Below are 22,719 nucleotides of genomic sequence, written 5' to 3' on the forward strand. Positions count from 1 at the left end.
GCTCACGAGAGAGGCCTCGACTCAGCTCGTCGGGGCAAGCGGGGTGGTACCGCGGTACCGGCGCACACTGCGCCGACATCGTCCCCGTGCCAGAACACGGCACGTAGGGAGCCCGCAGTGTCTTCGGACAACACGTCTTCGGACAACACGTCTTCGGACGATCAGAACACCTCTTATCCCCGCGTCGACCTGTCCGGTGGTACGGCTGCAGGCAGCGTCGCGTTCTCCGATCTCGAGCGTCAGGTGCTCGCTGCGTGGGAAGCGGACGGTACGTTTCGGGCGAGCGTGGAGCATCGAAGCGACAGTCCGGAGTTCGTTTTCTACGACGGACCCCCGTTCGCCAATGGTTTGCCACACTACGGTCACCTGCTGACCGGCTACGTCAAAGACCTCGTTCCGCGCTTCCAGACCATGCGCGGAAACAAGGTCGAGCGTCGCTTCGGGTGGGATTGTCACGGACTTCCGGCCGAAATCGAGGCCGAGAAGCAGCTCGGCATCACCGACAAGTCCCAGATCGACGACATGGGCCTCGCCGACTTCAATGCTGCGTGCAAGGCCTCGGTCCTCAAGTACACCGGCGAGTGGCGCGACTACGTGACGCGTCAAGCGCGGTGGGTCGATTTCGACAACGACTACAAGACGCTCGATGTCGATTTTATGGAATCGGTCATGTGGGCGTTCAAGGCGCTGTGGGACAAAGGCCTGATCTACCAGGGCTTCCGCGTGCTGCCCTACAGCTGGTACGAGCAGACGCCACTCTCGAATCAAGAGACCAGGCTCGACGACGCGTACAAGATGCGCCAAGACCCGGCCGTGACGGTCGAGATGCCGCTGAACGCACCGGGGTCAGTCCTGGACGGTGCGAACGCTGTCATCTGGACGACGACGCCGTGGACGTTGCCGTCCAACCTAGCCATCGCGGTCCACCCCGATACGGACTACGTCCAGGTATCCGCTGCCGACGGCAAGCGGTACGTGCTTGCCAAAGAGCGTGTCGCGCACTACGCGCGGGAGTTGGGCGAAGCTCCGGAGGTTGTATCCGAGCACAAGGGCAGCGAACTGGTCGGCCTGACCTACACGCCGCCGTTCGACTTCTTCTACCGTGCGGGCAAAGGCCACGAGAACGCACACCGCGTGCTTGCCGCCGACTACGTCACGACCGATTCGGGTACCGGCATCGTCCACCTCGCACCGGCTTTCGGTGAAGAGGACATGGACGTCGCGACGGCCAACGGCATCGAGATTGTCCAACCGCTGGATGCCGGCGGAAAGTTCACCGCGTTGGTGCCGCCGTACGAGGGCCAGATGGTCTTCGACGCGAATCCGAACATCATCAAGGACCTCAAGGCTGCGGGAAAGATGCTGCGCCACGAGACGATCGAGCACTCCTACCCGCACAGTTGGCGTTCGGGTGAGCCGCTGATCTACATGGCGGTGCCCTCGTGGTTCGTCGCCGTGACCAAGTTCCGCGACCGGATGGTCGAGCTGAACCAGCAGATCACCTGGGTGCCCGAACACATCAGAGACGGTCAGTTCGGCAAGTGGCTCGAAGGCGCGCGGGACTGGAACATCAGCCGAAATCGCTACTGGGGCAGTCCGATCCCGGTGTGGACGTCCGACGATCCTGCCTATCCGCGGCTGGACGTCTACGGCTCGCTCGACGAGTTGGAACGTGACTTCGGCGTGCGTCCCGACGATCTGCATCGCCCGATGATCGACGACCTGACGCGTCCGAATCCGGACGATCCGACCGGTCGCTCGACGATGCGTCGTGTCCCCGAGGTGCTCGACTGCTGGTTCGAGTCGGGTTCGATGCCGTATGCGCAGGTGCACTATCCGTTCGAGAACACCGACTGGTTCGAGACGCACTACCCGGGTGACTTCATCGTCGAATACAACGGGCAGACGCGTGGCTGGTTCTACACGCTGCACGTGCTCGCGACCGCTCTTTTCGATCGTCCTGCATTCAAAACCGTTGCGGCGCATGGCATCGTGCTCGGCGAAGACGGCTTGAAGATGAGCAAGTCGAAGGGCAACTACCCGAACGTCAACGAGGTCTTCGACCGCGACGGTTCCGACGCGATGCGTTGGTTCCTGATGGCGTCGCCGATCCTGCGTGGTGGCAACCTCGTTGTGACCGAGCGCGGCATCCGCGAGGGTGCGGGGCAAGCGCTGCGGCCGCTGTGGAACGCCTGGACGTTCCTGCAGCTGTACGCATCGAAACCCGGTGTGTCGCGTACGGATTCGACGCACGTCCTCGACCGCTACATCCTCGCCAAGTTGGCGGCGACCCGGGACGCGATGACGAATGCACTCGAGACCTACGACATCGCCGGAGCCTGCGACGAGCTGCGCTGGTTCTGTGACGCGCTGACCAATTGGTATGTGCGGCGGTCGCGTTCGCGGTTCTGGAGTGAAGATCGCGACGCGATCGACACGCTGCACACCGTGCTTGAGGTCGTCACCAGATTGGCCGCACCGCTTTTGCCGCTGATCTCGGAGGTCGTCTGGCGGGGTCTGACCGGAGGTCGTTCGGTGCATCTTGCCGATTGGCCTGCGGCGGAAGAGCTTCCGGCCGATCAGGAACTCGTGGACGCGATGGACGAGGTCCGGCTGGTGTGCTCCACGGTGTCGAGTCTGCGGAAGGCGCAGAATCTTCGTGTTCGTCTGCCGCTGTCGGAAGTTACGGTCGCGGCAGCCGACGCCGAACGATTGGCGCCGTTCGTCGAGATCATCGCCGACGAAGTCAACGTCAAGAAGGTCGACCTCACCACCGACGTCGATTCACACGGTCGGTTCGAACTCGTCGTCAACGCGCGCGCTGCCGGGCCTCGGCTCGGCAAAGACGTGCAGTCGGTGATCAAGGCCGTCAAGGCGGGGGATTGGGCGGAAGATTCCGACGGCGTCGTTCGTGCCGCCGGTATCGAGTTGCTTCCCGAGGAGTACACGCAGCGCCTTGTTGCCGCTGAGCCCGAATCGACTGCGGCACTGCCGGGTAACGCAGGCCTCGTCGTGTTGAACTCGGTCGTGACCGAAGAACTCGAAGCCGAGGGCTGGGCGCGAGATCTGATCCGTGAACTGCAGGAGGCGCGCAAGACACTCGACCTCGACGTGTCCGATCGCATCCTCGTCACCCTCGCTGTGCCGGAGGAGTTCGCGCACTGGGCACAGACGCACCGCGAACTGATCGCGGGCGAAGTGCTAGCCACGCAACTCGAGTTCGCTGCAGTCGACCCCGGTGAGTCGGTACTCGACCTGGCGTCGGGTACCCGCGTTCGGATCGTGATCGACAAGGGTTAGCCGGTCGGAGCCAGTCCTTCCAGAATCTCGCGGGCCCGGCGCATCGATTCGGCCGGGTCCGCCCGAGGGTTGCCGATCGTCGGATCGAAGTTGAGATCGAGGAAGGTTTCGGTCATCCCCTGCGCGGCATGGTCGGGCAGGTCTGCTCGGATCTGCTCGGGGGTCCCGGTGAGCGGACCGTTGCGGTTGGTGTCGCGGATGACGCCGCGGCAGACGAAGCGCAATGCGTCCGGGTCGCGGCCCGCCGCACGTGCCGCGCTCTTGACCCGCTCGATGGGGTCGGCGAGCGTCGAGAGGTCCGCCCCGCTGCTGCTGATCCAGCCGTCGGCAAGTCGGCCGGTCCGATCGAGCGCCGGCTTGGCGATGCCGCCGAGGAAGATCGGCGGATGCGGCTGCTGGACCGGTTTCGGCAGGATCTTCGAGCGCGGAATCGTGTAGAAGTCCCCGTCGAATTCAACGGGATCGGGACCCCAGACGGCGCGGATCGCTGCGATGAACTCGTCACCGCGTGCGCCCCTTCGGGTGTACTCGGCATCTGCCGCCGTGAATTCCTCCTGCGCCCAACCGAGTCCGAGGCCTGCCTCCAGCCGGCCCTTGGACAACACGTCGAGTGTTGCGAACTGCTTACCGAGCACCGCGGGCGACTGGAACGGCAGATTGACGATCGCGGTGCCGAGCCGGATTCTCGTCGTCACAGCGGCCGCGAAACCGAGGACCGTGACGGGATCGAGCACGCTCTCGTACACCGACGACAGCTTGGTGCCCTCCGGATAGAGCAGGCGCTGATAGGTCCACAACGTCGTATAGCCGAGTCTTTCGGCGGTCTCGGCGATCTCGACGACGTTGTCGGGCGTAGCCCAGGATCCCGAGACGGGTAGTGCGAATCCGATGTCCACGCCTACATGATGCTGCAGCGGTCCGTCGGAGTCGGAGCGAATGTCGCATCCGGCCCGCATAGCGGTACCGGTGGCATATTCGCTCGGGTGGATTCGATCGATTGTCGGGGTCTGCGCGTAGGTTGCACTCTCATGAGTACGAGCAAGGAGACGATCGCGTATCTCCTCGAACAGTTGGAGCCGCTCGACGTTCGCACCAGGGCGATGTTCGGCGAGTACGGGCTGTATTGCGACGACAAGATCGTTGCGTTCGTCTGCGACGACACGCTGTTCGTCAAACCGACCGACATCGCCGAAGAGTATTCCGACGCAACCTATCTCGCTCCCGCCTACCCGGGTTCGAAGGACTACTACGCGGTGCCGGACGACAAACTGGCCGACACCGAGTGGCTACACGAATTCGTGCAACGGACCGCTGATGTCCTGCCTGTACCCAAACCCAAAACCGCGAAGAAGAAGCCCGCACCGAAGAAGCCACCGACGACGAGGTGACCGAACTCGATCCGACCCGTAGCCGCCGCTGGGTGTTGCACCTCGACATGGACGCGTTCTTCGCCTCCGTCGAGCAGCTGACGCGACCCACCTTGCGTGGCCGACCCGTGCTCGTCGGTGGTGCGGGTGGTCGCGGCGTGGTCGCGGGTGCGAGTTACGAGGCACGGGTGTTCGGCGCACGGTCGGCGATGCCGATGCATCAGGCGCGGCGGATGGTCGGTGCAGCCGCGGTTGTGCTGCCGCCTCGGCACAGCGTCTATTCCGCGGTCAGCAAGCAGGTGTTCGATGCTCTGCGCAAGCGGATGCCGGTACTGGAACAGCTGTCGATGGACGAGGCCTTCGGCGAGCCCGTCGAGTTGGCCGGTGCCACCGCCGCCGAGGTGTGGCAGTTCTGTGAACAGCTGCGGACCCTCGTTCGCACCGAGACCGGACTCGTCGCGTCGATCGGTGCTGGGACTGGCAAGCAGGTCGCGAAAATTGCGTCGGGCCTTGCGAAACCGGACGGGGTGCGAGTGGTCTCGCCCGCCGAACAGGACCAACTGCTTGCAGCACTTCCGGTCCGCAAGCTGTGGGGGATAGGTCCTGTCGCCGAGGCGAAGTTGCGCAAGCTCGGCGTCGAGACGATCGGTGGGTTCGCGGCAATGCCCGAATCGGAGGCCGCGTCGATTCTCGGCAACGCAGTGGGGACCGCGTTGCATCGCCTCGCGAACGGAGTCGACGATCGGACGGTGTCCGAGCGTGCCGAGGCGAAGCAGATCAGCGCCGAGACCACGTTTGCCACCGACATCGTGACGCTCGCCGACCTACGCTCTGCGGTCGACAGCATCGCCTCGCACGCACACGATCGACTGCTCGAAGACGGCCGTGCGGCGCGAACGGTCGTGCTCAAACTCAAGCGATCCGACATGACCATCATCACCAGGTCGATCACCTTGCCGTACGCCACAACGGAAAAGCCACCCCTGATCGGCGCGGCACAGCGTTCGGTGATCGACCCGATCGAACTCGGACCGGTTCGGCTCGTCGGCGTCGGCTTCGGCGGGTTGTCCACCTTTCGACAGGGTTCGCTGTTCCCCGAACTGGAAACGTCGGGTGTCGAAAGTGTGATCGCAGCCGAGGATCAGCAGGAGGAGTCTTCCGAGCCAGCCGCGGCGTCGGACCCAGCGACCGACGGACCGCAGACGCCCGTGTGGCACCCGGGTATCGACGTCTCTCATCCGGAGTTCGGGCACGGCTGGGTGCAGGGAGCCGGTCACGGAGTAGTAACGGTGCGGTTCGAGACCCGGTCGACCGGACCCGGCTCGACCAGGACGTTTCCTGGCGGCGACGCGCTGCTGGCCAGGGCGGATCCGCTGGACAGCCTCCGGTGAAGGTAGCCTGGGTGCTTCCGGCAGCACGGGCCTACTCGGCCGTAGCTGCAATAGTGGGACAGAACAGATGACCTCGAAACGTAAGGACGAGCAGTTGAAGCTTCGCAGCACCAGCCGCGCACTGATCGCCGGTATGGCGATCGTCGGCGCGATCACGATGACCGCGTGTGGCTCCGACGACAAGAGTGCCGACTCACCCACCACCACATCGGCGGCGGCAGCGGCTACGACCTCGGCAAGTGCCGGTTCGCGTGACGCGAACCTGCCCGCCCAGCCGACACCGGAAGAGTTGAACGCACAGTTCCAGCGTGCACTCGATCCTGCCGTCCCGGTCGAGGAGAAGGTCGACCAGGTCCAGGGCGCCGAGGCTGATCCGGCTCTGGTCGGTCAGTTCGTCGAAGCAGCGCGTAATGCCGGCGCCACGGTGACCATCACCAAGGTCGAGCCGCTCGGTACCGACGAACTGCAGGCGGCGGGCACGTTCTCGATCAACGGTCAGCCTGGCGACATCACCGTCGACTTCGTCGCCGAAGACGGCAAGTGGAAGCTCAAGAAGGAATGGGTCTGCACGCTGCTGACCAACCTGCAGCAGCCTTCGCCCGCCTGCGCCTGATCGATAGACAGTCTTGCTCGAATGGCCGGTACCCCCGAGGTGCCGGCCATTTGTGTTGCCGACGACCACCCGAAGGTAAGGACCCTGAGTTGATGCAGCGCAGCACCTCCCGCGTACTGATTGCCGCCGTGGCGATCGTCGGCGCACTCACCATGACGGCCTGTGGTTCCGACCCTACGGAGAATCCACCGCCGACGGGTGTGACGACTCCGGAACCGACGCGGGCTGCGGACCTGCCCCCGCAGCCGACGCCGGAAGAGCTGAATGCTCAGTTCCAGCGTGCGCTCGATCCAGCGGTTCCGGTCGAGGAGAAGGTCGGACAGGTCCAGGGCGCCGAAGCTGATCCGGGACTTGTGAACCAGTTCGTCGAGGCCGCGCGGGCCGCGAACGTCACAGCCTCGATCGAGAGCGTCGAGCCGTTCGGCACCAACGAACTGCAGGCAACCGGCACGCTCACCATCAGCGGTCAGCCGAACGTCATCACCGTCGACTTCGTTCCCGAGGACGGCCGATGGAAGCTGAAGAAGGACTGGGTCTGTGCAGTGCTCGGAAATCTAGGGCAGCAATCGCCGGCCTGCGCCTGAGCCCGAACAGCGGAGTGAGGGGCACCCAGACGCTGTCTGGCGACGTGAAGGTGACCCTCCCGCCGTGTCACGTCTGGGGCGGGGTCCGCAATCGATCGACCTGCCGCGCAACGAGACCGGTGAGGACCGCCGGATCGATGGGCTCCTGACCCGAGGCGGTCAACTGGACGACCGTCGAGCCGACGATGGTGAGCACAGCATCGGTGGTCAGCGTGATGCCGTCACTTTCGGTGAGGATGCGAAACGCCGTCGACGCGTCGCCGCTCGTCGGCTGATCGAGGGCACCGATCCGGTAGTCGACAGCAACCCCGTCGGCGTCGGTACCGCTGTAGCTCGCGCACTCGCGCAGGGTCTGCTGCACTCGCGTGAACGCATCGGCCGCGGCGTCGATCGAGTAACTCGCGGCGTCGACGTCGATGCTGGTGAAATCCGGACCTGCGAACCTGGCGGCGCCGTCGGCGGTCGCGCCCGTCCGCTGTGCGGCGAGTGGCTCGAGTACCGCCGAGCACTGTGCAGGGTCGGTGCGAGCCTTGTCCGGTCCGTCGGGTGCCGGAGGTAGTCCGAGATCGATCGTGGGGTCGGCGAGGGGCGAGAAGCCTGGTGGCAGGTCGGCGCGCGTCAGCAGCAGTGCCCGCAGTGCCGCCGAATCGGTGATCGGCGGCGCCGTGATTGCAGTCGGAGCGGCAACCACCGCACCGAGCGAGTCGACCGTCTGCGACGGCGTGGGTTGGTCGTCGGAGCAGCCGACGAGAACAACGGATACGGCGGCGCACACGGCCATGGAGTGTGCAGCGCGCACGCCTAACCGCCCCACTGGACGGTGCTGCCGGTGGACTGCTTGAGCCGCGTCAAGGTCTCCGGATCGGCGTAGGTCTGGTCACCCCCGAGGCTGATCAAGCCGTCGACAGGTAACGGAAGGCCGAGATCCATCGTCACGGTGCCACTGCCTTTCATGACGAAGTCCTCGACGGTCAGCATTCCGGCGTCGTTGGGCAGGTTCCAGATCTCGGACTTCGGCTTCTGCATGACGTCGACGGTCACGACGACGCGATTACCGTCGCGTTCTGCGAGTCGCGCCGTCGTGATCTGGTCGAGCGTCACGCCGCCGGACACCTGCTGCTGCATCGTCCATACCGCGCCGACGCCGATGGGTTCGTCGGGGAACACGACCGCGCTGTAGACGGCTTGATAGAACGCCTGCTCGATTGCCGAGCGAACGGCATCGGTGGCGTCGGCGGGCGGGCTCAGGCGTAGCGACGTGATGGCTCCGCGCGGGTTGACGGTGAAACCGGCGTGCGAGCCCTCGGCTGGTCCCAGTCCGCCCGATAGCTTGGCGTCGGGTGTCGTGACTTTGCCGATGGTCAGCCGCGCGCCGTGCTCGTCCGCCGCCGCCGTGAGCGGAATGGTCAGCGCGGGTGAGGAGAGTTCCTGGTCGGCCTGATTGTTGATCTGCTGGCGAATTCGGTTGGTCGTGCGCAACGTCACCTGCTGCGTTGCACCCATTGCCGGGTGTGGCGCGAGAACTTCGTGCGGACCGTCGCCCGGGTCGACCAAGGCCACTGTGACCGCCGAAATAGGCACAGTCACTTCGTTTTTGACCGCTTGGGTGGATTCTGCTTCGGGCGCGGGCGAGTCTGCGCTCTCGCTGCATCCAGAGACGAAAGAACTGAGGCTGAGCGTCGCGGCCAGCGCAAAGATGCTGGACCGGACCGGGTACGACAACACCGTCACTCGACCAGGTTACGCGGTGAGGGATGATGGTCAGGTGACACAAGATCGACGAGCCGGCGAAGACGTCCCGGCTGTGCCCGCTCGAGACACTCCAGCCGAACCGGCCGGCTCGGTGTCCGAGTCGCCCGAATCGACACCTACGGCCGCACCGAAGGGCAAGCTGCGGCTGCCGCTGCTGCTCACGATCGCTGGTGTGTTGCTGGCTCTCGACCTCCTCACCAAGGTCCTCGCGGTTGCGAATATCGACCCGCAGAAACCGGTCCGGATCATCGGCGACGTCGTGACGTTGACGTTGGTCCGCAACCCAGGCGCGGCGTTTTCCATGGCGACGGCGTGGACCTGGGTGCTGACCCTCGTCGCTGTCGCTGTCGTCATCGGAGTTGTACGGATCGGTCGAAAGATGCGGTCGCTGTGGTGGGCGATCGGCCTGGGCATGGTGCTCGGCGGTGCACTCGGCAACCTCATCGACAGATTCTTCCGTTCGCCGGGACCGCTGCGCGGCCATGTCGTCGACTTCGTGTCCGTCGGGTGGTGGCCCGTTTTCAACGTCGCCGATTCGGCGATCGTCTGCGGCGCGATCCTGCTTGTCGGGCTGACGCTGTTCGGGTTCGAACCGGACGGCACTCGAACGTCGTCGAACGCCCGTAGCGAGGACAGCTAAATGGGTGAAAGTAGGTCCATGCCGGTTCCGGACGGACTGGACGGCATGCGGGTGGATGCCGGCCTTGCGCGCCTGCTCGGTCTGTCACGAACAGCGGTTGCGACGATGGCCGAAGAGGGTGCGGTCCTCGTCGACGGCGCGCCGGTTGCGAAGTCCGATCGCCTCGGCGGCGGCAGTTGGCTCGAAGTCGCCTTGCCCGAACCCAAGCGCGAATTGACGATCGACGCCGAGCCCGTCGAGGGCTTGACGATTCTGTACGCGGACGACGACATCGTCGCCGTGGACAAACCGGTCGGCGTCGCGGCACACACCGGCGTCGGGTGGACGGGTCCGACGGTCATCGGTGGACTCGTCGCTGCAGGCTTCCGCATCTCTACGTCGGGCGCGCACGAACGCCAGGGCATCGTGCAGCGGTTGGACGTCGGTACGTCGGGTGTCATGGTCGTCGCACAATCCGAGCGGGCGTACACGGTGCTCAAGCGCGCCTTCAAGGAGCGAACGATCGAGAAGCGGTATCACGCTCTCGTGCAGGGTCATCCGGATCCGAGCAGTGGCACCATCGACGCCCCGATCGGTCGGTCGCGCAGCAACGACTGGAAGTTCGCGGTGACCGCTGACGGCAAGCCCAGCGTCACGCACTACGACACGATCGAGGCGTTCCAGGCTGCCAGCCTGCTCGACATCCATCTCGAGACCGGTCGCACCCACCAGATCAGAGTGCATTTCTCGGCGATCCGGCATCCTTGCTGCGGCGACATCACCTACGGTGCCGATCCGAAACTTGCGCAGCGCCTCGGCCTCGAACGGCAGTGGCTGCATGCGAAATCGCTCGGTTTCGCGCACCCGAGCGACGGACGTTGGGTCGAGATCACCAGCGAATATCCGGCGGATCTAGCGGCTGCGCTTGCCGTTCTTCGTGGTGCGTGACCGGTTCCGATCGTTGGCGCTCCTAGCGGGCGCTGTGGTCGCGTTGGTTGCCGTCGTTCTGCTTGCTGGCATTGCGAGTAAGCCCAACGACGCCTCGATTGCGACAGACCGTCTCGGTCCGGATCAGGGTGAGCAGGTCGACGCCTATCTGGAGCGGGCGCGCGGGACACTCGGCGAAACGGGGGAGCCGCGGTATGCCCTCGTCTCGTTCACTACGGAACTGAGACCAGAAGCGGCAGTGCAGGTGGCGGGCAACGTGCGGATCTCGCAGGTGCTGCATCGAGTGCCGATCGCGCGGGTCCAGACTCGGCTGGTCGTCATCGATGTGCCCGACAGCAGCGCCGCGGTGCTCGAGTCGGCGAAATCGGCTGCCTCGCAACTCCTGTCGACGCCGGCACGCGACGACCGCGGCACCCGTGTCGATCGGGTGTCCGGCGCGAGGCTTGAAGAGGGGTGCGCCTGCGTTGTCGGACTCACGGTTCGGGGTACGCCGCACCAACTGACCGAATTAGCGCAGCGCAACGGTGTTCGCGCTGTCGAAGCGTTGCCCGCGGACGCCGTGTTCGGCCGTTTCGCGGTCGTCCCGCTGCTGCCCGAACAGACGGATGTCGTCGGTCCGGTCCCCGACGACGGCGAAATTCCGCCCGCCTAGTCGCCCGCTTAGTCGTCCGTGTCGGCGTCGTTGGCGCTCGCCATCCGAACCCCGATCCGGGACGCGATCTCGACGAGCACCATGCCGATCGCGCCGATGATCAGCGCGGCCACCGTCACGTCGACGTTGGTCGGATCGAGCTTGAAGAACGTTCGGGTGAACGGCAGTGCGAACAGGATCAGGTACCCGGCCACCGAACCCGCGATCAACACGATCTTCCACCAGTTGTACGGCCGCGCGACGATGGCCAGCACCCACACAGCGATCATGATCAGGGTGATCAGAGCGGCCGTGCCTGCCTGGACCACCTGCTCGTCGGTCGCATCGGGTCCCGCGTACGCGATCAGGTAGGAGACGAAGGTCGCGATGCCGATGACGATGCCGGACGGGATCGCCAACCGCATGACCCGCGGAACGAATCCGGTACGAGCGCGTTCGTTGTTCGGGGCGAGCGACAGGATGAATGCCGGGATGCCGATCGTGAACCACGCTGCGATCGTGACGTGCCGTGGCAGGAACGGGTAGGGGACAGGATCGAAACCGAAGATCTGCGACACCACGCCGGCCAGACCGATCAGGAACGCGAGCAGGACCGAATACACGGTTTTGGTGAGGAACAGATTCGAGACACGCTCGATGTTGCCGATCACCCGACGACCTTCGGCGACGACGTAGGGGAGCGTCGCGAACTTGTTGTCCAACAACACGATCTGAGCGACCGCCCTCGTCGCCGGGCTACCCGATCCCATCGAGACGCCGATATCGGCGTCTTTGAGAGCAAGGACGTCGTTTACGCCGTCACCGGTCATCGCGACCGTGTGGCCGCGCGACTGCAGTGCCGCAACCATTTCGCGTTTCTGGTCGGGCCGAACCCTGCCGAAGGTCGTCGATTCTTCGAGCGTCGCAGCGAGTTGCTCACGCTCGGAGGGCAATTGGCGAGCGTCGATCGGTCGGTCGCCACCGGGTAGCCCGAGCGACCCTGCGACCGCACCGACCGACACCGCGTTGTCGCCTGAGATCACCTTCACCGAAACATTCTGGCTGGCAAAGTAATCCAACGTGTCCCTGGCGTCAGGGCGGACCCGCTGCTCGAGCACGACCAGTGCCTGCGGGGTGACGACGCCTGGTGCGTCTGGTGCGTCGACGGGTCGGTCGCTGCTGCCGAGAAGCAGGACGCGCAATCCCGCCGAGCCGATGCTTTCGGCGTTACGGGCCATGTCGCTGTCGGGATCGAGCAGGATGTCCGGTGCGCCGAGCAGCCAATTGCCGTTGTCGCCGTAGGAGAGTCCGCTCCACTTCTTCGCCGACGAGAACGGCGCAACGCCGCTCTCGACCCAACCGGGCTTGTCCGGAAAGGCTTCGGCCAGAGCCTGAACGCTCGCATTGGGACGCGGATCGTCGGCGGCCATCGACGCGAGTGCCTGCTGCAGTGTCTCTTCGGATTCGGCTCCCTCGACGCGCTGCAGTTCCGAGAGTCGCATGCCGTTCTCGGTCAGCGTTCCGGTCTTGTCGGCACAGACGACGTCGACACGGGCGAGGCCTTCGATCGCCGGCAATTCCTGGACGAGGCACTGGCGCTGGCCGAGGCGAACGACGCCGACCGCGAAGGCGATCGACGTCATCAGCACGAGGCCTTCGGGGACCATAGGCACGAGAGCGGCGACCATGCCGTTGACGGCGGGACGCCAGGACTGACCGCTGGAGAACAGCTGGTTGTAGATGATCAGCGCGCCGGCCGGAATCATCAGGTAGGTAATGAATTTGAGGATCTTGTTGATGCCGGACTGCAACTCCGAATGCACGAGCGTGAACTTGCTCGCCTCGTCCGCCAGCTTCGCGGCGTAGGCGTCGCGGCCGACTTTCGTTGCGCGATACGCGCCGCTGCCCGCGACGACGTAACTGCCGGAGAGCACTTCCGCGTCGACGACCTTGTGAACGGGGTCGGCCTCGCCGGTGAGCAGCGACTCGTCGATCTCGAGGCTGGAGGATTCTCCCACCGTACCGTCGACGACGATCTGATCGCCGGGTCCGAGTTCGATGATGTCGTCGAGAACGACCTCTTTAGGTGATACCGCATGCGCCTTGCCGTCTCGGCGCACGATGGGCTTGGCCTGACTGACGATCGCGAGCTTGTCGAGAGTCCGTTTGGCTCGGGTCTCCTGGATGATGCCGATGCTGCTGTTCGCCACGATAAGCAAACCGAACATGCCGTCGATGATCGAACCGGTCGCGACGACGAGGATGAACAGCACGCCGAGGATTGCGTTGATTCGAGTGAACACGTTGGCGCGGATGATGTCCTTGACCGAGCGGCTCGCGCGGTCGGGTACGTCGTTGGACAGCCCCTTGGCACGCCGATCTTCGACTTCGGCCGAGGTGAGTCCGCTGCTCAGCGGTACGTGTGTGGCGATCGACATGCGAAAAGGGTAGGCGTTCGCGGTCGGCCGTGGTGCCCGGACTCCGACTCGGCTGCACTCGGATGCGGTGGCTACCCTCGTTCGAGTGAAACCGACTCCGACGAGCGAGCAGCAGCCGTCGCAGTCGGGTCTCGCATTCGGAGCGGGTGCCTACTTCATGTGGGGCCTGTTCCCCGCGTTCTTCGGTTTGCTTGCGTTCGCAGGGCCGATCGAGATCCTCGCGCACCGCATTCTGTGGACGCTCGCCGTGATGCTGATCGTTCTTGCCGTCCTCGGCCGGTTGGGGCGGCTGCGGGGGATAGCGCCACGAGTCTGGCTGCTGGTCGCCGCCGCATCGGCCGCGATCGCGATCAACTGGGGTGTCTACGTGTACGGCGTCACGTCCGAACAGGTCGTGCAGTGTGCGCTCGGCTACTTCATAAACCCGCTCGTGAGTGTGTTGCTCGGTGTCGTGATCTTCCGGGAGCGACTCGACCCCGCGCAGATCGTCGCGTTGGTGCTGGCCGGTGTCGCGGTGATCGTGTTGACGATCGATTACGGCCACCCGCCCTATATCGCGCTGGTCCTTGCCTGCAGCTTCGCGACGTACGGTCTGGTCAAGAAGGTCGTCCCGCTCGATCCGCTGCGCAGTCTGACCGCGGAAGGTCTGGTTGCGGCGCCTTTCGCTCTCGCCTACATCGGCTATCTGTTCGTCATCGGCACCGCGACGGTCGACGACAACGTCGGTCAGCTGCTGCTGTTGCTGGTCTGCGGACCGGTGACCACGTTGCCGCTGCTGTTCTTCGGCGCAGCTGCCCAACGGCTGCCGCTGGTCACGATGGGGATCCTGCAATATCTGACGCCCGCACTCCAGATGGCTTGGGGCGTAGCCGTTGTCGGTGAGGACATGCCCGGTTCGCGGTGGATCGGTTTCGGGCTGATCTGGATTGCGCTCGTGGTGTTCACGACCGACATGGTGTGGCGGGTGAGGCGGTCTCGTAGGCCACATCCGTAACAGTTGTCACGTGCCAGCGCGCCTCGTCGACGTGTCGGTCCACCCGCCTAGACTCGCAAGGACTCCAAACCCGAAAGGCCTCCCGTTGGCTGACTCGTTCGTTCATCTGCACAACCACACCGAGTACTCGATGCTCGACGGTGCGGCCAAGATTTCGCCACTTTTCGAAGAGGCGCAGCGGCTGGGAATGAACGCGGTCGGCATGACCGACCACGGCAACATGTACGGCGCGTCGGAGTTCTACAACTCGGCCATCAAGCACGACATCAAGCCGATCATCGGCATCGAGGCCTACATTGCACCGGCGTCGCGCTTCGACACCAAACGCATCCTGTGGGGCGATCGCAGTCAGAAGTCCGACGACGTGTCCGGCAGTGGCTCCTACACCCACATGACGATGGTCGCCGCCAACGCGACCGGCCTGCGCAACCTGTTCAAGCTGTCGTCGCGGGCCTCGCTGGAAGGTCAGCTCGGCAAGTGGGCGCGGATGGACGAGGAGATCATCGCCGAGCATGCCGAGGGGATCATCGCCACGACCGGTTGCCCGTCGGGTGAGGTGCAGACCCGGCTGCGGCTCGGCCACGACCGTGAGGCGCTCGAGGCCGCGGCCAAGTGGCAGGAAATTTTCGGGAAGGAGAACTTCTTCCTGGAACTGATGGATCACGGGCTTTCGATCGAACGGCGGGTTCGTGAGGGACTGCTCGAGATCGGCAAGACGCTGGAGATTCCGCCGCTCGCGACCAACGACTGCCATTACGTCACCAAGGAAGCCGCCGAGAACCACGAGGCGCTGCTCTGCATCCAGACCGGCAAGACGCTGTCGGACCCGACGCGCTTCAAGTTCGACGGCGACGGTTACTACCTCAAGTCCGCGGCCGAGATGCGCGCGCTGTGGGACGACCAGGTGCCCGGTGCCTGTGATTCGACACTGTTGATCGCCGAGCGCGTCGAGTCCTACAAGGACGTGTGGGAGTTCCGCGACCGGATGCCGGTGTTCCCGGTGCCAGACGGCGAAGACCAGAACTCTTGGCTGCGTAAGGAAGTCGACCGCGGCCTGGCCAGACGCTTCCCGGACGGTGTGCCCGACGAGTACTACACGCGCGCCTACTTCGAGCTCGACGTCATCAAGCAGAAGGGTTTCCCGGCGTACTTCCTCGTCGTCGGCGACCTCGTGTCGCACGCGAGGGAGGTCGGCATCCACGTCGGGCCCGGTCGTGGTTCGGCCGCAGGCTCGCTGGTCGCCTACTCGCTGGGCATCACCAACATCGATCCCATTCCGTACGGGCTGCTCTTCGAGCGGTTCCTCAACCCGGAACGTCCGTCCGCACCCGATATCGATATCGACTTCGACGACCGCCGCCGCGGCGAGATGGTCCGCTACGCGACCGAGAAGTGGGGCAGCGACAAGGTCGCCCAGGTCATCACGTTCGGCACCATCAAGACCAAGGCTGCGATCAAGGACTCCGCGCGAGTTCAGTTCGGCCAGCCAGGGTTTGCGATCGCGGATCAGATCACCAAGGCACTGCCGCCGCCGATCATGGCCAAGGACATCTCGGTCGCAGGTATCACCGACCCGACGCACGAGCGGTACAAGGAAGCCGTCGAGGTTCGCGCGCTCATCGATTCCAATCCCGATGTCGCGAAGATCTACAAGACGGCACGCGGACTCGAAGGGCTGATCCGAAACGCGGGTGTGCACGCGTGCGCGGTGATCATGTCGTCCGAGCCGCTGGTAGATGCGATTCCGCTGTGGAAGCGCGCGCAGGACGGCGCGATCATCACCGGCTGGGACTATCCGTCGTGCGAGGCCATCGGCCTGCTGAAGATGGACTTCCTCGGCCTGCGGAACTTGACGATCATGGGCGACGCGATCGTCAACATCAAGGCGAACCGCGGCATCGACATCGTCCTGGACAACCTGCCGCTCGATGACCCGGCGACCTACGAATTGCTTTCGCGCGGTGACACGTTGGGTGTGTTCCAGCTCGAAGGCGGACCCATGCGGGACCTGCTGCGCAGGATGGGCCCGACCACTTTCGCCGACGTCATCGCCGTCATCGCGCTGTACCGGCCCGGCCCGATGGGCATGAACGCGCACAACGACTACGCCGACCGCAAGAACGGGCGGCAGCCGATCACCCCGATCCATCCGGAGCTCGAAGAACCGCTGAAGGACATCCTCGGCGACACCTACGGCTTGATCGTCTACCAAGAGCAGATCATGTTCATCGCCCAGAAGGTCGCCGGCTACTCGATGGGTAAGGCCGATGCGCTCCGCAAGGCCATGGGCAAGAAGAAGCTCGAGGTACTCGAAGCGGAGTACAAGGGCTTCCATGCCGGCATGGTCGCGAACGGCTTCTCCGAGAAGGCCGTCAAGGCGCTGTGGGACACGATCCTCCCGTTCGCGGGGTACGCATTCAACAAGTCGCACGCCGCCGGCTACGGCCTTGTCTCGTACTGGACCGCCTATCTGAAGGCGAATTACACCGCCGAGTACATGGCAGGCCTGCTGACCAGCGTCGGCGACGACAAGGACAAGGCGGCCATGTACCTGGCCGACTGCCGTAGGCTCGCCATCTCGGTGCTGCCGCCGGACGTCAACGAGTCCGAGCACAACTTTGCGTCGGTCGGTACCGACATCAGGTTCGGGCTCGGCGCGGTGCGCAACGTCGGGTCCAACGTGGTCGCCGCGATCATCGAAGCGCGCAAGGAGAAGTCGGCCTTCACCGACTTCTCCGACTATCTGAACAAGATCGACGCGACGGCCTGCAACAAGAAGGTCACCGAGTCGTTGATCAAGGCAGGCGGTTTCGACTCACTCGGCCATCCGCGCAAGGGCCTGTTGCTCGTGCACGCGGATGCGATCGACGCCGTGATGGGTACGAAGAAGGCCGAAGCGATCGGCCAGTTCGACCTGTTCGGTGGCGAGGGTGCCGACGAATCCATCTCGTCCGTCTTCAACGTCAAGGTCCCTGACGAAGAGTGGGAGACGAAACATCGTCTTGCCCTGGAACGCGAGATGCTCGGCCTCTACGTTTCCGGCCATCCGCTCAACGGCGTCGAACACGTACTCGCGGCGCAGTCGGACACTCAGATCGCGGCGATTCTCGAAGGTGACATCAAGGACGGCACCCAGGTGGTCGTCGGCGGCATTCTTGCTTCGGTCAACAGGCGGATCAACAAAAACGGTCTGGCGTGGGCGTCCGCGCAGATCGAGGATCTGGTCGGCAGCATCGAGGTGCTGTTCTTCCCGCAGGCCTACGCCGTGTACGGCATGGATATCAGCGAAGACTCCGTCGTCCTGGTGAAGGCGCGAGTGTCGGTACGCGACGACCGGATCTCACTCATCGCGAACGACCTTGCGGTGCCGGACCTTTCGTCGGTCGGCGTGGCGAAGCCGGTTGCGGTCAGCATTCCGACGAGGGTCTGCACCGAGGACAAGGTGCGCGCACTGAAGAGCATTCTGGCGAGCCATCCCGGCACGGCTGACGTGCACCTGCGTTTGGTCAGCAACAACAAGACCACCATGTTGAAGGTGGACGACAGCTATCGCGTCACGCCGTCGTCGGCGTTGATGGGTGATCTGAAAGCGCTACTCGGACCAGGTTGCTTGCCGGTGTGAGCCGACTAGTCGGACCAGTCGATACCGAAGCAGTTGGCCAGCGCGGTACGGCCGTGCTCGGTGACAATCACCGCGCGCCCGCGTGGTGGCCGCTCGATCCACCGAGCTGAGGTGAAGCGGCCCAACACCGCAGCGCCGAGACCGCCTGCGAGGTGGTGCCGCTGCTCGGTCCAGTCGATGCAGTACCGCAGCGCCGGCCTTGGCCCATTGGGCAATTCGATGCCGACATCGCTGAGGAAACGTCGTCCCGACGCCGCGAGTTCGTATTCGACGTCGTGGCCCGGACTGCTCGGCGAGTCGGTCGGGTGCGCGCGCGGGTCGTAGCGCCCGTCGCCGCCGGTGAGCACGTCGTGCTCGAGCAGCGCGCCCATGACGGCCACCCCGAGCCGGCCAGCGAGGTGGTCGTAACACGTGCGGGCCGAACGCAGCCGAGCCGCTCGGGTGCCGTCTCGCAGCGACGTCACCGGCCGCGAGGGTGCCAGTCTGCCGAGGCGCTCGAGTAGGTCGGCGATGTCGGGTCCCGCCAGCCGGTAGTACCGGTGCCGTCCGTGGGTCTGCACGGTGAGGAAGCCTGCATCGGTCAGCTTGCCGAGGTGGCTGCTTGCCGTCGATCGGCTGACCCCCGCCTCGTCGGCGAGCACGCTGGCAGGCAGTGCGCGTCCGTCATCCAGCGCCAACAGCACCCTGCAGCGCGCGGGGTCGGCCAGCAGCGCTGCAAGCGCAGCAATATCGACTTCGCTGGTTGGCAGTTCGGCTAGCTCACGCATGGCAGACCTCCTCCTTCGGCGCAGTCTCCTGCGATCGTCCCCTTCCGGTGTACCCGAACACCACGACAGCGCCGAGCAGTTCGACGACCCCACCGGTGAGCACCGCGGCCCGGGCGCCCGCCAGAGCCAACACGGTTCCCATCACGGCTACGCCGACGGTGATCCCGACCAGTCGGGCGAGGTTGACGAGGCCTGACGTCACGCCCGCGCGGGACACGGATACCGTGTTCATGGCCGCGCTGACCGCAGGGCCGGTGTTCAGCGCGAGTCCAGCGCCTGCCAGCACGAATGCCATTTCCAGCAGCCACAGCTCGGCTTCAGGACCGACCAGCGCGTAGAGCAGCATCCCCGCGCCCATCAGCACCAGGCCCGCCGTCATCGGAAGTCTTGGGCCCGACCGCCGCGCCAGCACGTTGGCCACCGGGATGAGCGCCAGGTAGGTCAGTGGCATCGGGAGGAACGCCACCGCAGTGGCCAGTGCGTCGACGCCGCGCTGCTGCTGAAACGCCAGGCTGTTCACGAGCAGCATTCCGTAGGTGCCGAACGTCATCGCGAAGATCGCCGCCAGGGCGATCAGCAGGCGTCGGTTGCCGAGGAAGTCCGGCGGGAGCATGGCGTGCGGGACCCGGCGCTGGTGCCGGACGAGCGCAATTCCACTGGCCGCGACCAACGCGGCCAGCACAGCGCTCGGCCCCACGCCGACGGTGCGACCTTCGACGAGCACGACGGTCAGCGTGCCAAGGGTGAGCATGAGCAGCGCCTGTCCGAACGGATCGACCCTGCCGGCGACGGGATTTCGGGATTCGGGCAGATACCTCAGCGACATCGCCAGCGCGACGAGTCCGACCGGTGCGTTGACCCAGAAGATGTACCGCCAGCCAACTGAATCGGTCAGAAAGCCGCCGACGATCGGACCGAGCGCGGCGCTGGAGGCGGCGGCCACTGCCCACGCCGCGGTTGCCCTTGCCCGCCCGGCGGCATCGGGAAACGCCGCCGCCGCGACGGCCAACCCCTGCGGCAGCATCAGTGCGGCGCCGACCCCTTGCACGGCTCGGGCCGCGAGCAGCGTGCCGAGGCTCGGCGCCAACGCACATACCAGCGATGAGGCGACGAACGCACCCAACCCGATCCGCAAAAGTCGCCGTCGCCCGAAGCGATCACCGAGCGAGCCTGCCGTCAACAGCACGGCGGCGAACGTCACGTTGTAGGCGTCGACCGTCCATTGGGCCGCTGATACATCTCCGCCTAGGTCGTGCTGAATCGCGGGCAGTGCCAGGTTGACGGCATTGCTGTCGATGAGGCCGACGAACAATCCGAGGTACGCAGCGATCAAGACGAGTGTGGGAGATCGGTGGAAAGCCATAATTGCACGTTAAGTGCGAAATGATTCGATGCCGATCGAACCGTTGGTCGTCAGAACTCTCTCGTCGCGACGGCTATGGAGAAAGCGCTACTCGGTCCTGGTTGCGTGCCGGTACGAACCGACAATCCAGACGACGACGCTCGCAGCGGTCGCCGACAGCACCGCGACAGGCGGCGTCTGGGTTACGAGGAAGACGAGCATCAGCACAAGCAGACCGGCGGCGAGAGCTTCCAGTTTGAACAGCGGCCATTCGGTGCCGGCGATGGAGAGAGTCTTGCGTGCAGCACTACCCGCGAAGCCGTCGTGCTGCATGGTCGCCATGGTTTCAGGGTATACGCATCAGAGATTTCGGTCCAACGAACATTGAAGTTGTCGACGAAAAAACATCGACTGCGGGAATCACACACGAACGTGAGGAGTTGACAGCAATATGCCTCTTACCGGTGAATACGAACCCAGCCCATCCGATTGGGCCCGCGAGCAAGCCGAGACCTTCGAGCAGTCGGGCGGCACGGAAGCAAACACGATGAAGGGCGTGCCGATCATCCTGCTCACAACCAAGGGTGCCAAGTCGGGCAAACTTCGAAAGACGCCGTTGATGCGCGTAGAGCACGAGGGTGAGTACGCAATTGTTGCCTCACTCGGCGGTGCTCCGAAGCATCCGGTGTGGTACCACAACGTGATCGCCGAACCGCTCGTCGAATTGCAGGACGGACCGACGAAGCGCGATTACAACGCACGCGAGGTCCATGGTGACGAGAAGGCCACCTGGTGGGAGCGTGCGGCCGACGTGTGGCCGGATTACAACGAATATCAGAAGAAGACGGACCGCGAGATTCCGATCTTCGTTCTCTCCGCTGCTTAGAGGGTTTGTTGGGCTGCGACCCAAGTGGCCATCGCGGTGGTTCGGGTGACAGCATGTTCGGGTGTCTACTTCGCAACACGTCGCTGAACTACAGGATTCTCGTTCCGCTCTCACCGCGGACGAGATCGACGCTGCCGCGAAGCGAATTTCCGAGGTCATCGCGGCGACGCCGCTGCAGCGCAGCGATCGACTGTCGGCGGCCACCGGGGCGAACGTCTTCCTCAAGCGCGAAGACCTGCAGGTGGTTCGGTCGTACAAGATCCGAGGCGCGTACAACCTGATCGTGCAGCTCTCCGATGCGGAGCGCGCGGCAGGTGTCGTTGCGGCGAGCGCGGGCAATCACGCCCAGGGCGTCGCGTTCGCCTGCCGCGCGATGGGTATCGACGGCCGCATCTACGTACCGTCCAACACGCCGAAGCAGAAACTCGATCGGATCCGCGTCCACGGCGGTCGGTACGTGGTGGTGATCGCAACCGGAACGACGTACGACGAAGCCGCCGCCGCCGCTGCGGCTGACGTCGCGCGCACCGGAGCGACGATGGTGCCACCCTTCGACGACGTGCGCACCGCTGCGGGACAGGGCACGATCGCCGCCGAGATTCTCGAACAGCTCGACGGTCTCCCGGACACTGTCATCGTTCCGGTCGGTGGTGGCGGATGTATAGCGGGTGTGGCGACCTACCTTCGCGAACGAACTCCAACCACGTCGATCGTCGGCGTCGAACCGGCAGGTGCAGCCTCCATGACGGCCGCGCTCATCGCGGGCGGCCCGGTCACGCTGCCCGAGATCGATCCCTTCGTCGACGGTGCCGCGGTGCGACGGATCGGCGATCTGCCCTACAAGACGCTGTCGGGTCTCGGGGCGCGCGCGTTCTCACATGGTTCGTTGCCGCTCGTGTTCACGACGGAATCCGCAGCAGGGTCCGGCGCCTTTGCCATGACGCACGTCGACGAGGGTGCCATCTGCACGGCGATGCTCGAGCTGTATCAGAACGAAGGCATCATCGCCGAGCCCGCGGGCGCGTTATCCGTTGCGGCACTGGAGAATTTGCGGGTCGAGCCGGGATCGACCGTCGTCTGCCTCATCTCAGGAGGCAACAACGACGTTTCCCGCTACGGCGAGATCCTGGAACGCTCGCTGGTGCATCTCGGTCTCAAGCACTATTTCCTTGTCGACTTTCCGCAGGAACCCGGCCAACTGCGTCGCTTCCTCGACGAGGTGCTCGGTCCGCAAGAGGACATCACGCTGTTCGAGTACGTGAAGCGGAACAACAGAGAGACCGGCGCCGCGCTCGTCGGTATCGAACTCGCTGCTGCAGAGGGACTTTCGGGCCTGCTCGAACGGATGGACAAGTCGCGGATGCAATGCGAGCGCCTCGAGCCGGGTTCGCCGGCGTACCGGTATTTGACCTAGGCGGCTCCGCCGCTCGTGCGTCTTTTCGGAGGGCGGGCCCTCCGAAAAGAC

The 22,719-nt window shown here is 64.8% G+C and carries 19 protein-coding genes; 12 read left to right on the top strand and 7 right to left on the bottom strand.

The features are described from left to right. Nucleotides 1-117 precede the first annotated feature (117 nt). Nucleotides 118-3,300, top strand: coding sequence for an isoleucine--tRNA ligase (gene ileS / locus ACHIRB_RS10135; protein ID WP_395116825.1), 3,183 nt, complete (start codon nt 118-120; stop codon nt 3,298-3,300). On the opposite strand, the gene ACHIRB_RS10140 is transcribed toward ileS, so the two are convergent. After that, nucleotides 3,297-4,196 carry a TIGR03619 family F420-dependent LLM class oxidoreductase gene (locus ACHIRB_RS10140; protein ID WP_395123540.1) on the bottom strand — a complete coding sequence of 300 codons (900 nt, stop codon included), beginning with the start codon at nt 4,194-4,196 and terminating at the stop codon, nt 3,297-3,299. The genes ileS and ACHIRB_RS10140 overlap by 4 nt on opposite strands. A gap of 132 nt (nt 4,197-4,328) precedes the next feature. Here ACHIRB_RS10140 and ACHIRB_RS10145 point away from each other — a divergent pair, with 132 nt between their 5' ends. From ACHIRB_RS10145 to ACHIRB_RS10160, 4 genes are all read left to right on the top strand, one after another. Then, nucleotides 4,329-4,688, top strand: a complete 360-nt coding sequence (locus ACHIRB_RS10145; protein ID WP_395123541.1) for a TfoX/Sxy family protein — start codon at nt 4,329-4,331, stop codon at nt 4,686-4,688. Beyond that, complete coding sequence (locus tag ACHIRB_RS10150) at nt 4,685-6,058, top strand: DNA polymerase IV (protein ID WP_465254666.1); 1,374 nt, start codon at nt 4,685-4,687, stop codon at nt 6,056-6,058. The genes ACHIRB_RS10145 and ACHIRB_RS10150 overlap by 4 nt, the downstream gene beginning before the upstream one ends. A 67-nt stretch (nt 6,059-6,125) precedes the next feature. Continuing rightward, nucleotides 6,126-6,671 carry a WKL family lipoprotein gene (locus ACHIRB_RS10155; protein WP_395116819.1) on the top strand — a complete coding sequence of 182 codons (546 nt, stop codon included), beginning with the start codon at nt 6,126-6,128 and terminating at the stop codon, nt 6,669-6,671. A 92-nt stretch (nt 6,672-6,763) separates the two neighbouring features. Then, on the top strand, nt 6,764-7,255 hold the full coding sequence (locus ACHIRB_RS10160) for a WKL family lipoprotein (RefSeq protein ID WP_395116817.1): 492 nt from the start codon (nt 6,764-6,766) through the stop codon (nt 7,253-7,255). A 67-nt stretch (nt 7,256-7,322) separates the two neighbouring features. Here the strand turns inward: ACHIRB_RS10160 and ACHIRB_RS10165 are convergent, their stop codons facing one another. Beyond that, nucleotides 7,323-8,054 (bottom strand): sensor domain-containing protein, encoded by a 732-nt coding sequence (locus ACHIRB_RS10165; protein WP_395116815.1) that lies wholly within the window; start codon nt 8,052-8,054, stop codon nt 7,323-7,325. Nucleotides 8,055-8,056: 2 nt separating this feature from the next. After that, nucleotides 8,057-8,986 carry a hypothetical protein gene (locus ACHIRB_RS10170; protein ID WP_395116813.1) on the bottom strand — a complete coding sequence of 310 codons (930 nt, stop codon included), beginning with the start codon at nt 8,984-8,986 and terminating at the stop codon, nt 8,057-8,059. Between the two features lie 34 nt (nt 8,987-9,020). Between ACHIRB_RS10170 and lspA the strand changes: the two genes are divergently transcribed. From lspA to ACHIRB_RS10185, 3 genes are read left to right on the top strand one after another with little or no spacing between them, the layout of a single operon-like run. After that, the gene (gene lspA, locus ACHIRB_RS10175; protein ID WP_395116811.1) at nt 9,021-9,647 is read left to right on the top strand and encodes a signal peptidase II; all 627 of its coding nucleotides are present in this window, start codon (nt 9,021-9,023) and stop codon (nt 9,645-9,647) included. Further along, nucleotides 9,648-10,574: an RluA family pseudouridine synthase gene (locus tag ACHIRB_RS10180; protein ID WP_395123542.1), complete on the top strand. Its 927-nt coding sequence runs from the start codon at nt 9,648-9,650 to the stop codon at nt 10,572-10,574. It abuts the gene before it with no gap. A gap of 13 nt (nt 10,575-10,587) precedes the next feature. Beyond that, the gene (locus tag ACHIRB_RS10185; RefSeq protein ID WP_395116807.1) at nt 10,588-11,226 is read left to right on the top strand and encodes a hypothetical protein; all 639 of its coding nucleotides are present in this window, start codon (nt 10,588-10,590) and stop codon (nt 11,224-11,226) included. 8 nt (nt 11,227-11,234) lie between these two features. On the opposite strand, the gene ACHIRB_RS10190 is transcribed toward ACHIRB_RS10185, so the two are convergent. After that, nucleotides 11,235-13,643, bottom strand: coding sequence for a cation-translocating P-type ATPase (locus tag ACHIRB_RS10190; protein WP_395116805.1), 2,409 nt, complete (start codon nt 13,641-13,643; stop codon nt 11,235-11,237). Nucleotides 13,644-13,800: 157 nt separating this feature from the next. Between ACHIRB_RS10190 and rarD the strand changes: the two genes are divergently transcribed. Next, nucleotides 13,801-14,637, top strand: a complete 837-nt coding sequence (gene rarD, locus ACHIRB_RS10195) for an EamA family transporter RarD (RefSeq protein ID WP_395116942.1) — start codon at nt 13,801-13,803, stop codon at nt 14,635-14,637. Nucleotides 14,638-14,722: 85 nt separating this feature from the next. Then, the gene (dnaE, locus tag ACHIRB_RS10200; protein ID WP_395123543.1) at nt 14,723-18,259 is read left to right on the top strand and encodes a DNA polymerase III subunit alpha; all 3,537 of its coding nucleotides are present in this window, start codon (nt 14,723-14,725) and stop codon (nt 18,257-18,259) included. Between the two features lie 5 nt (nt 18,260-18,264). On the opposite strand, the gene ACHIRB_RS10205 is transcribed toward dnaE, so the two are convergent. The 3 genes from ACHIRB_RS10205 to ACHIRB_RS10215 form a co-directional block, all read right to left on the bottom strand. Continuing rightward, nucleotides 18,265-19,026, bottom strand: coding sequence for an ArsR/SmtB family transcription factor (locus ACHIRB_RS10205; RefSeq protein WP_395123544.1), 762 nt, complete (start codon nt 19,024-19,026; stop codon nt 18,265-18,267). Then, nucleotides 19,019-20,389, bottom strand: a complete 1,371-nt coding sequence (locus tag ACHIRB_RS10210) for an MFS transporter (RefSeq protein WP_395123545.1) — start codon at nt 20,387-20,389, stop codon at nt 19,019-19,021. The genes ACHIRB_RS10205 and ACHIRB_RS10210 overlap by 8 nt, the downstream gene beginning before the upstream one ends. Nucleotides 20,390-20,476: 87 nt before the next feature. Next, the gene (locus ACHIRB_RS10215) at nt 20,477-20,710 is read right to left on the bottom strand and encodes a hypothetical protein (protein WP_395123546.1); all 234 of its coding nucleotides are present in this window, start codon (nt 20,708-20,710) and stop codon (nt 20,477-20,479) included. 109 nt (nt 20,711-20,819) lie between these two features. Between ACHIRB_RS10215 and ACHIRB_RS10220 the strand changes: the two genes are divergently transcribed. Both ACHIRB_RS10220 and ilvA read left to right on the top strand, forming a co-directional pair. Next, nucleotides 20,820-21,254, top strand: coding sequence for a nitroreductase family deazaflavin-dependent oxidoreductase (locus ACHIRB_RS10220; protein ID WP_395123547.1), 435 nt, complete (start codon nt 20,820-20,822; stop codon nt 21,252-21,254). Nucleotides 21,255-21,315: 61 nt separating this feature from the next. Next, on the top strand, nt 21,316-22,668 hold the full coding sequence (ilvA, locus tag ACHIRB_RS10225) for a threonine ammonia-lyase IlvA (RefSeq protein ID WP_395123548.1): 1,353 nt from the start codon (nt 21,316-21,318) through the stop codon (nt 22,666-22,668). Nucleotides 22,669-22,719: the final 51 nt, after the last annotated feature.

It is taken from the genome of Antrihabitans spumae (assembly GCF_043944905.1).
GTDB lineage: Bacteria > Actinomycetota > Actinomycetes > Mycobacteriales > Mycobacteriaceae > Antrihabitans > Antrihabitans spumae.

Bases quoted from the DNA above. Each gene is read 5' to 3' on its own strand.
- ACHIRB_RS10145 (WP_395123541.1), top strand. From the start codon at position 4,329: ATGAGTACGAGCAAGGAGACGATCGCGTATCTCCTCGAACAGTTGGAG.
- ACHIRB_RS10155 (WP_395116819.1), top strand. From the start codon at position 6,126: ATGACCTCGAAACGTAAGGACGAGCAGTTGAAGCTTCGCAGCACCAGC.
- ACHIRB_RS10160 (WP_395116817.1), top strand. From the start codon at position 6,764: ATGCAGCGCAGCACCTCCCGCGTACTGATTGCCGCCGTGGCGATCGTC.
- ACHIRB_RS10180 (WP_395123542.1), top strand. From the start codon at position 9,648: ATGGGTGAAAGTAGGTCCATGCCGGTTCCGGACGGACTGGACGGCATG.
- ACHIRB_RS10190 (WP_395116805.1), bottom strand. From the start codon at position 13,643: ATGTCGATCGCCACACACGTACCGCTGAGCAGCGGACTCACCTCGGCC.
- rarD (WP_395116942.1), top strand. From the start codon at position 13,801: ATGTGGGGCCTGTTCCCCGCGTTCTTCGGTTTGCTTGCGTTCGCAGGG.
- ACHIRB_RS10205 (WP_395123544.1), bottom strand. From the start codon at position 19,026: ATGCGTGAGCTAGCCGAACTGCCAACCAGCGAAGTCGATATTGCTGCG.
- ACHIRB_RS10210 (WP_395123545.1), bottom strand. From the start codon at position 20,389: ATGGCTTTCCACCGATCTCCCACACTCGTCTTGATCGCTGCGTACCTC.
- ACHIRB_RS10215 (WP_395123546.1), bottom strand. From the start codon at position 20,710: ATGGCGACCATGCAGCACGACGGCTTCGCGGGTAGTGCTGCACGCAAG.
- ACHIRB_RS10220 (WP_395123547.1), top strand. From the start codon at position 20,820: ATGCCTCTTACCGGTGAATACGAACCCAGCCCATCCGATTGGGCCCGC.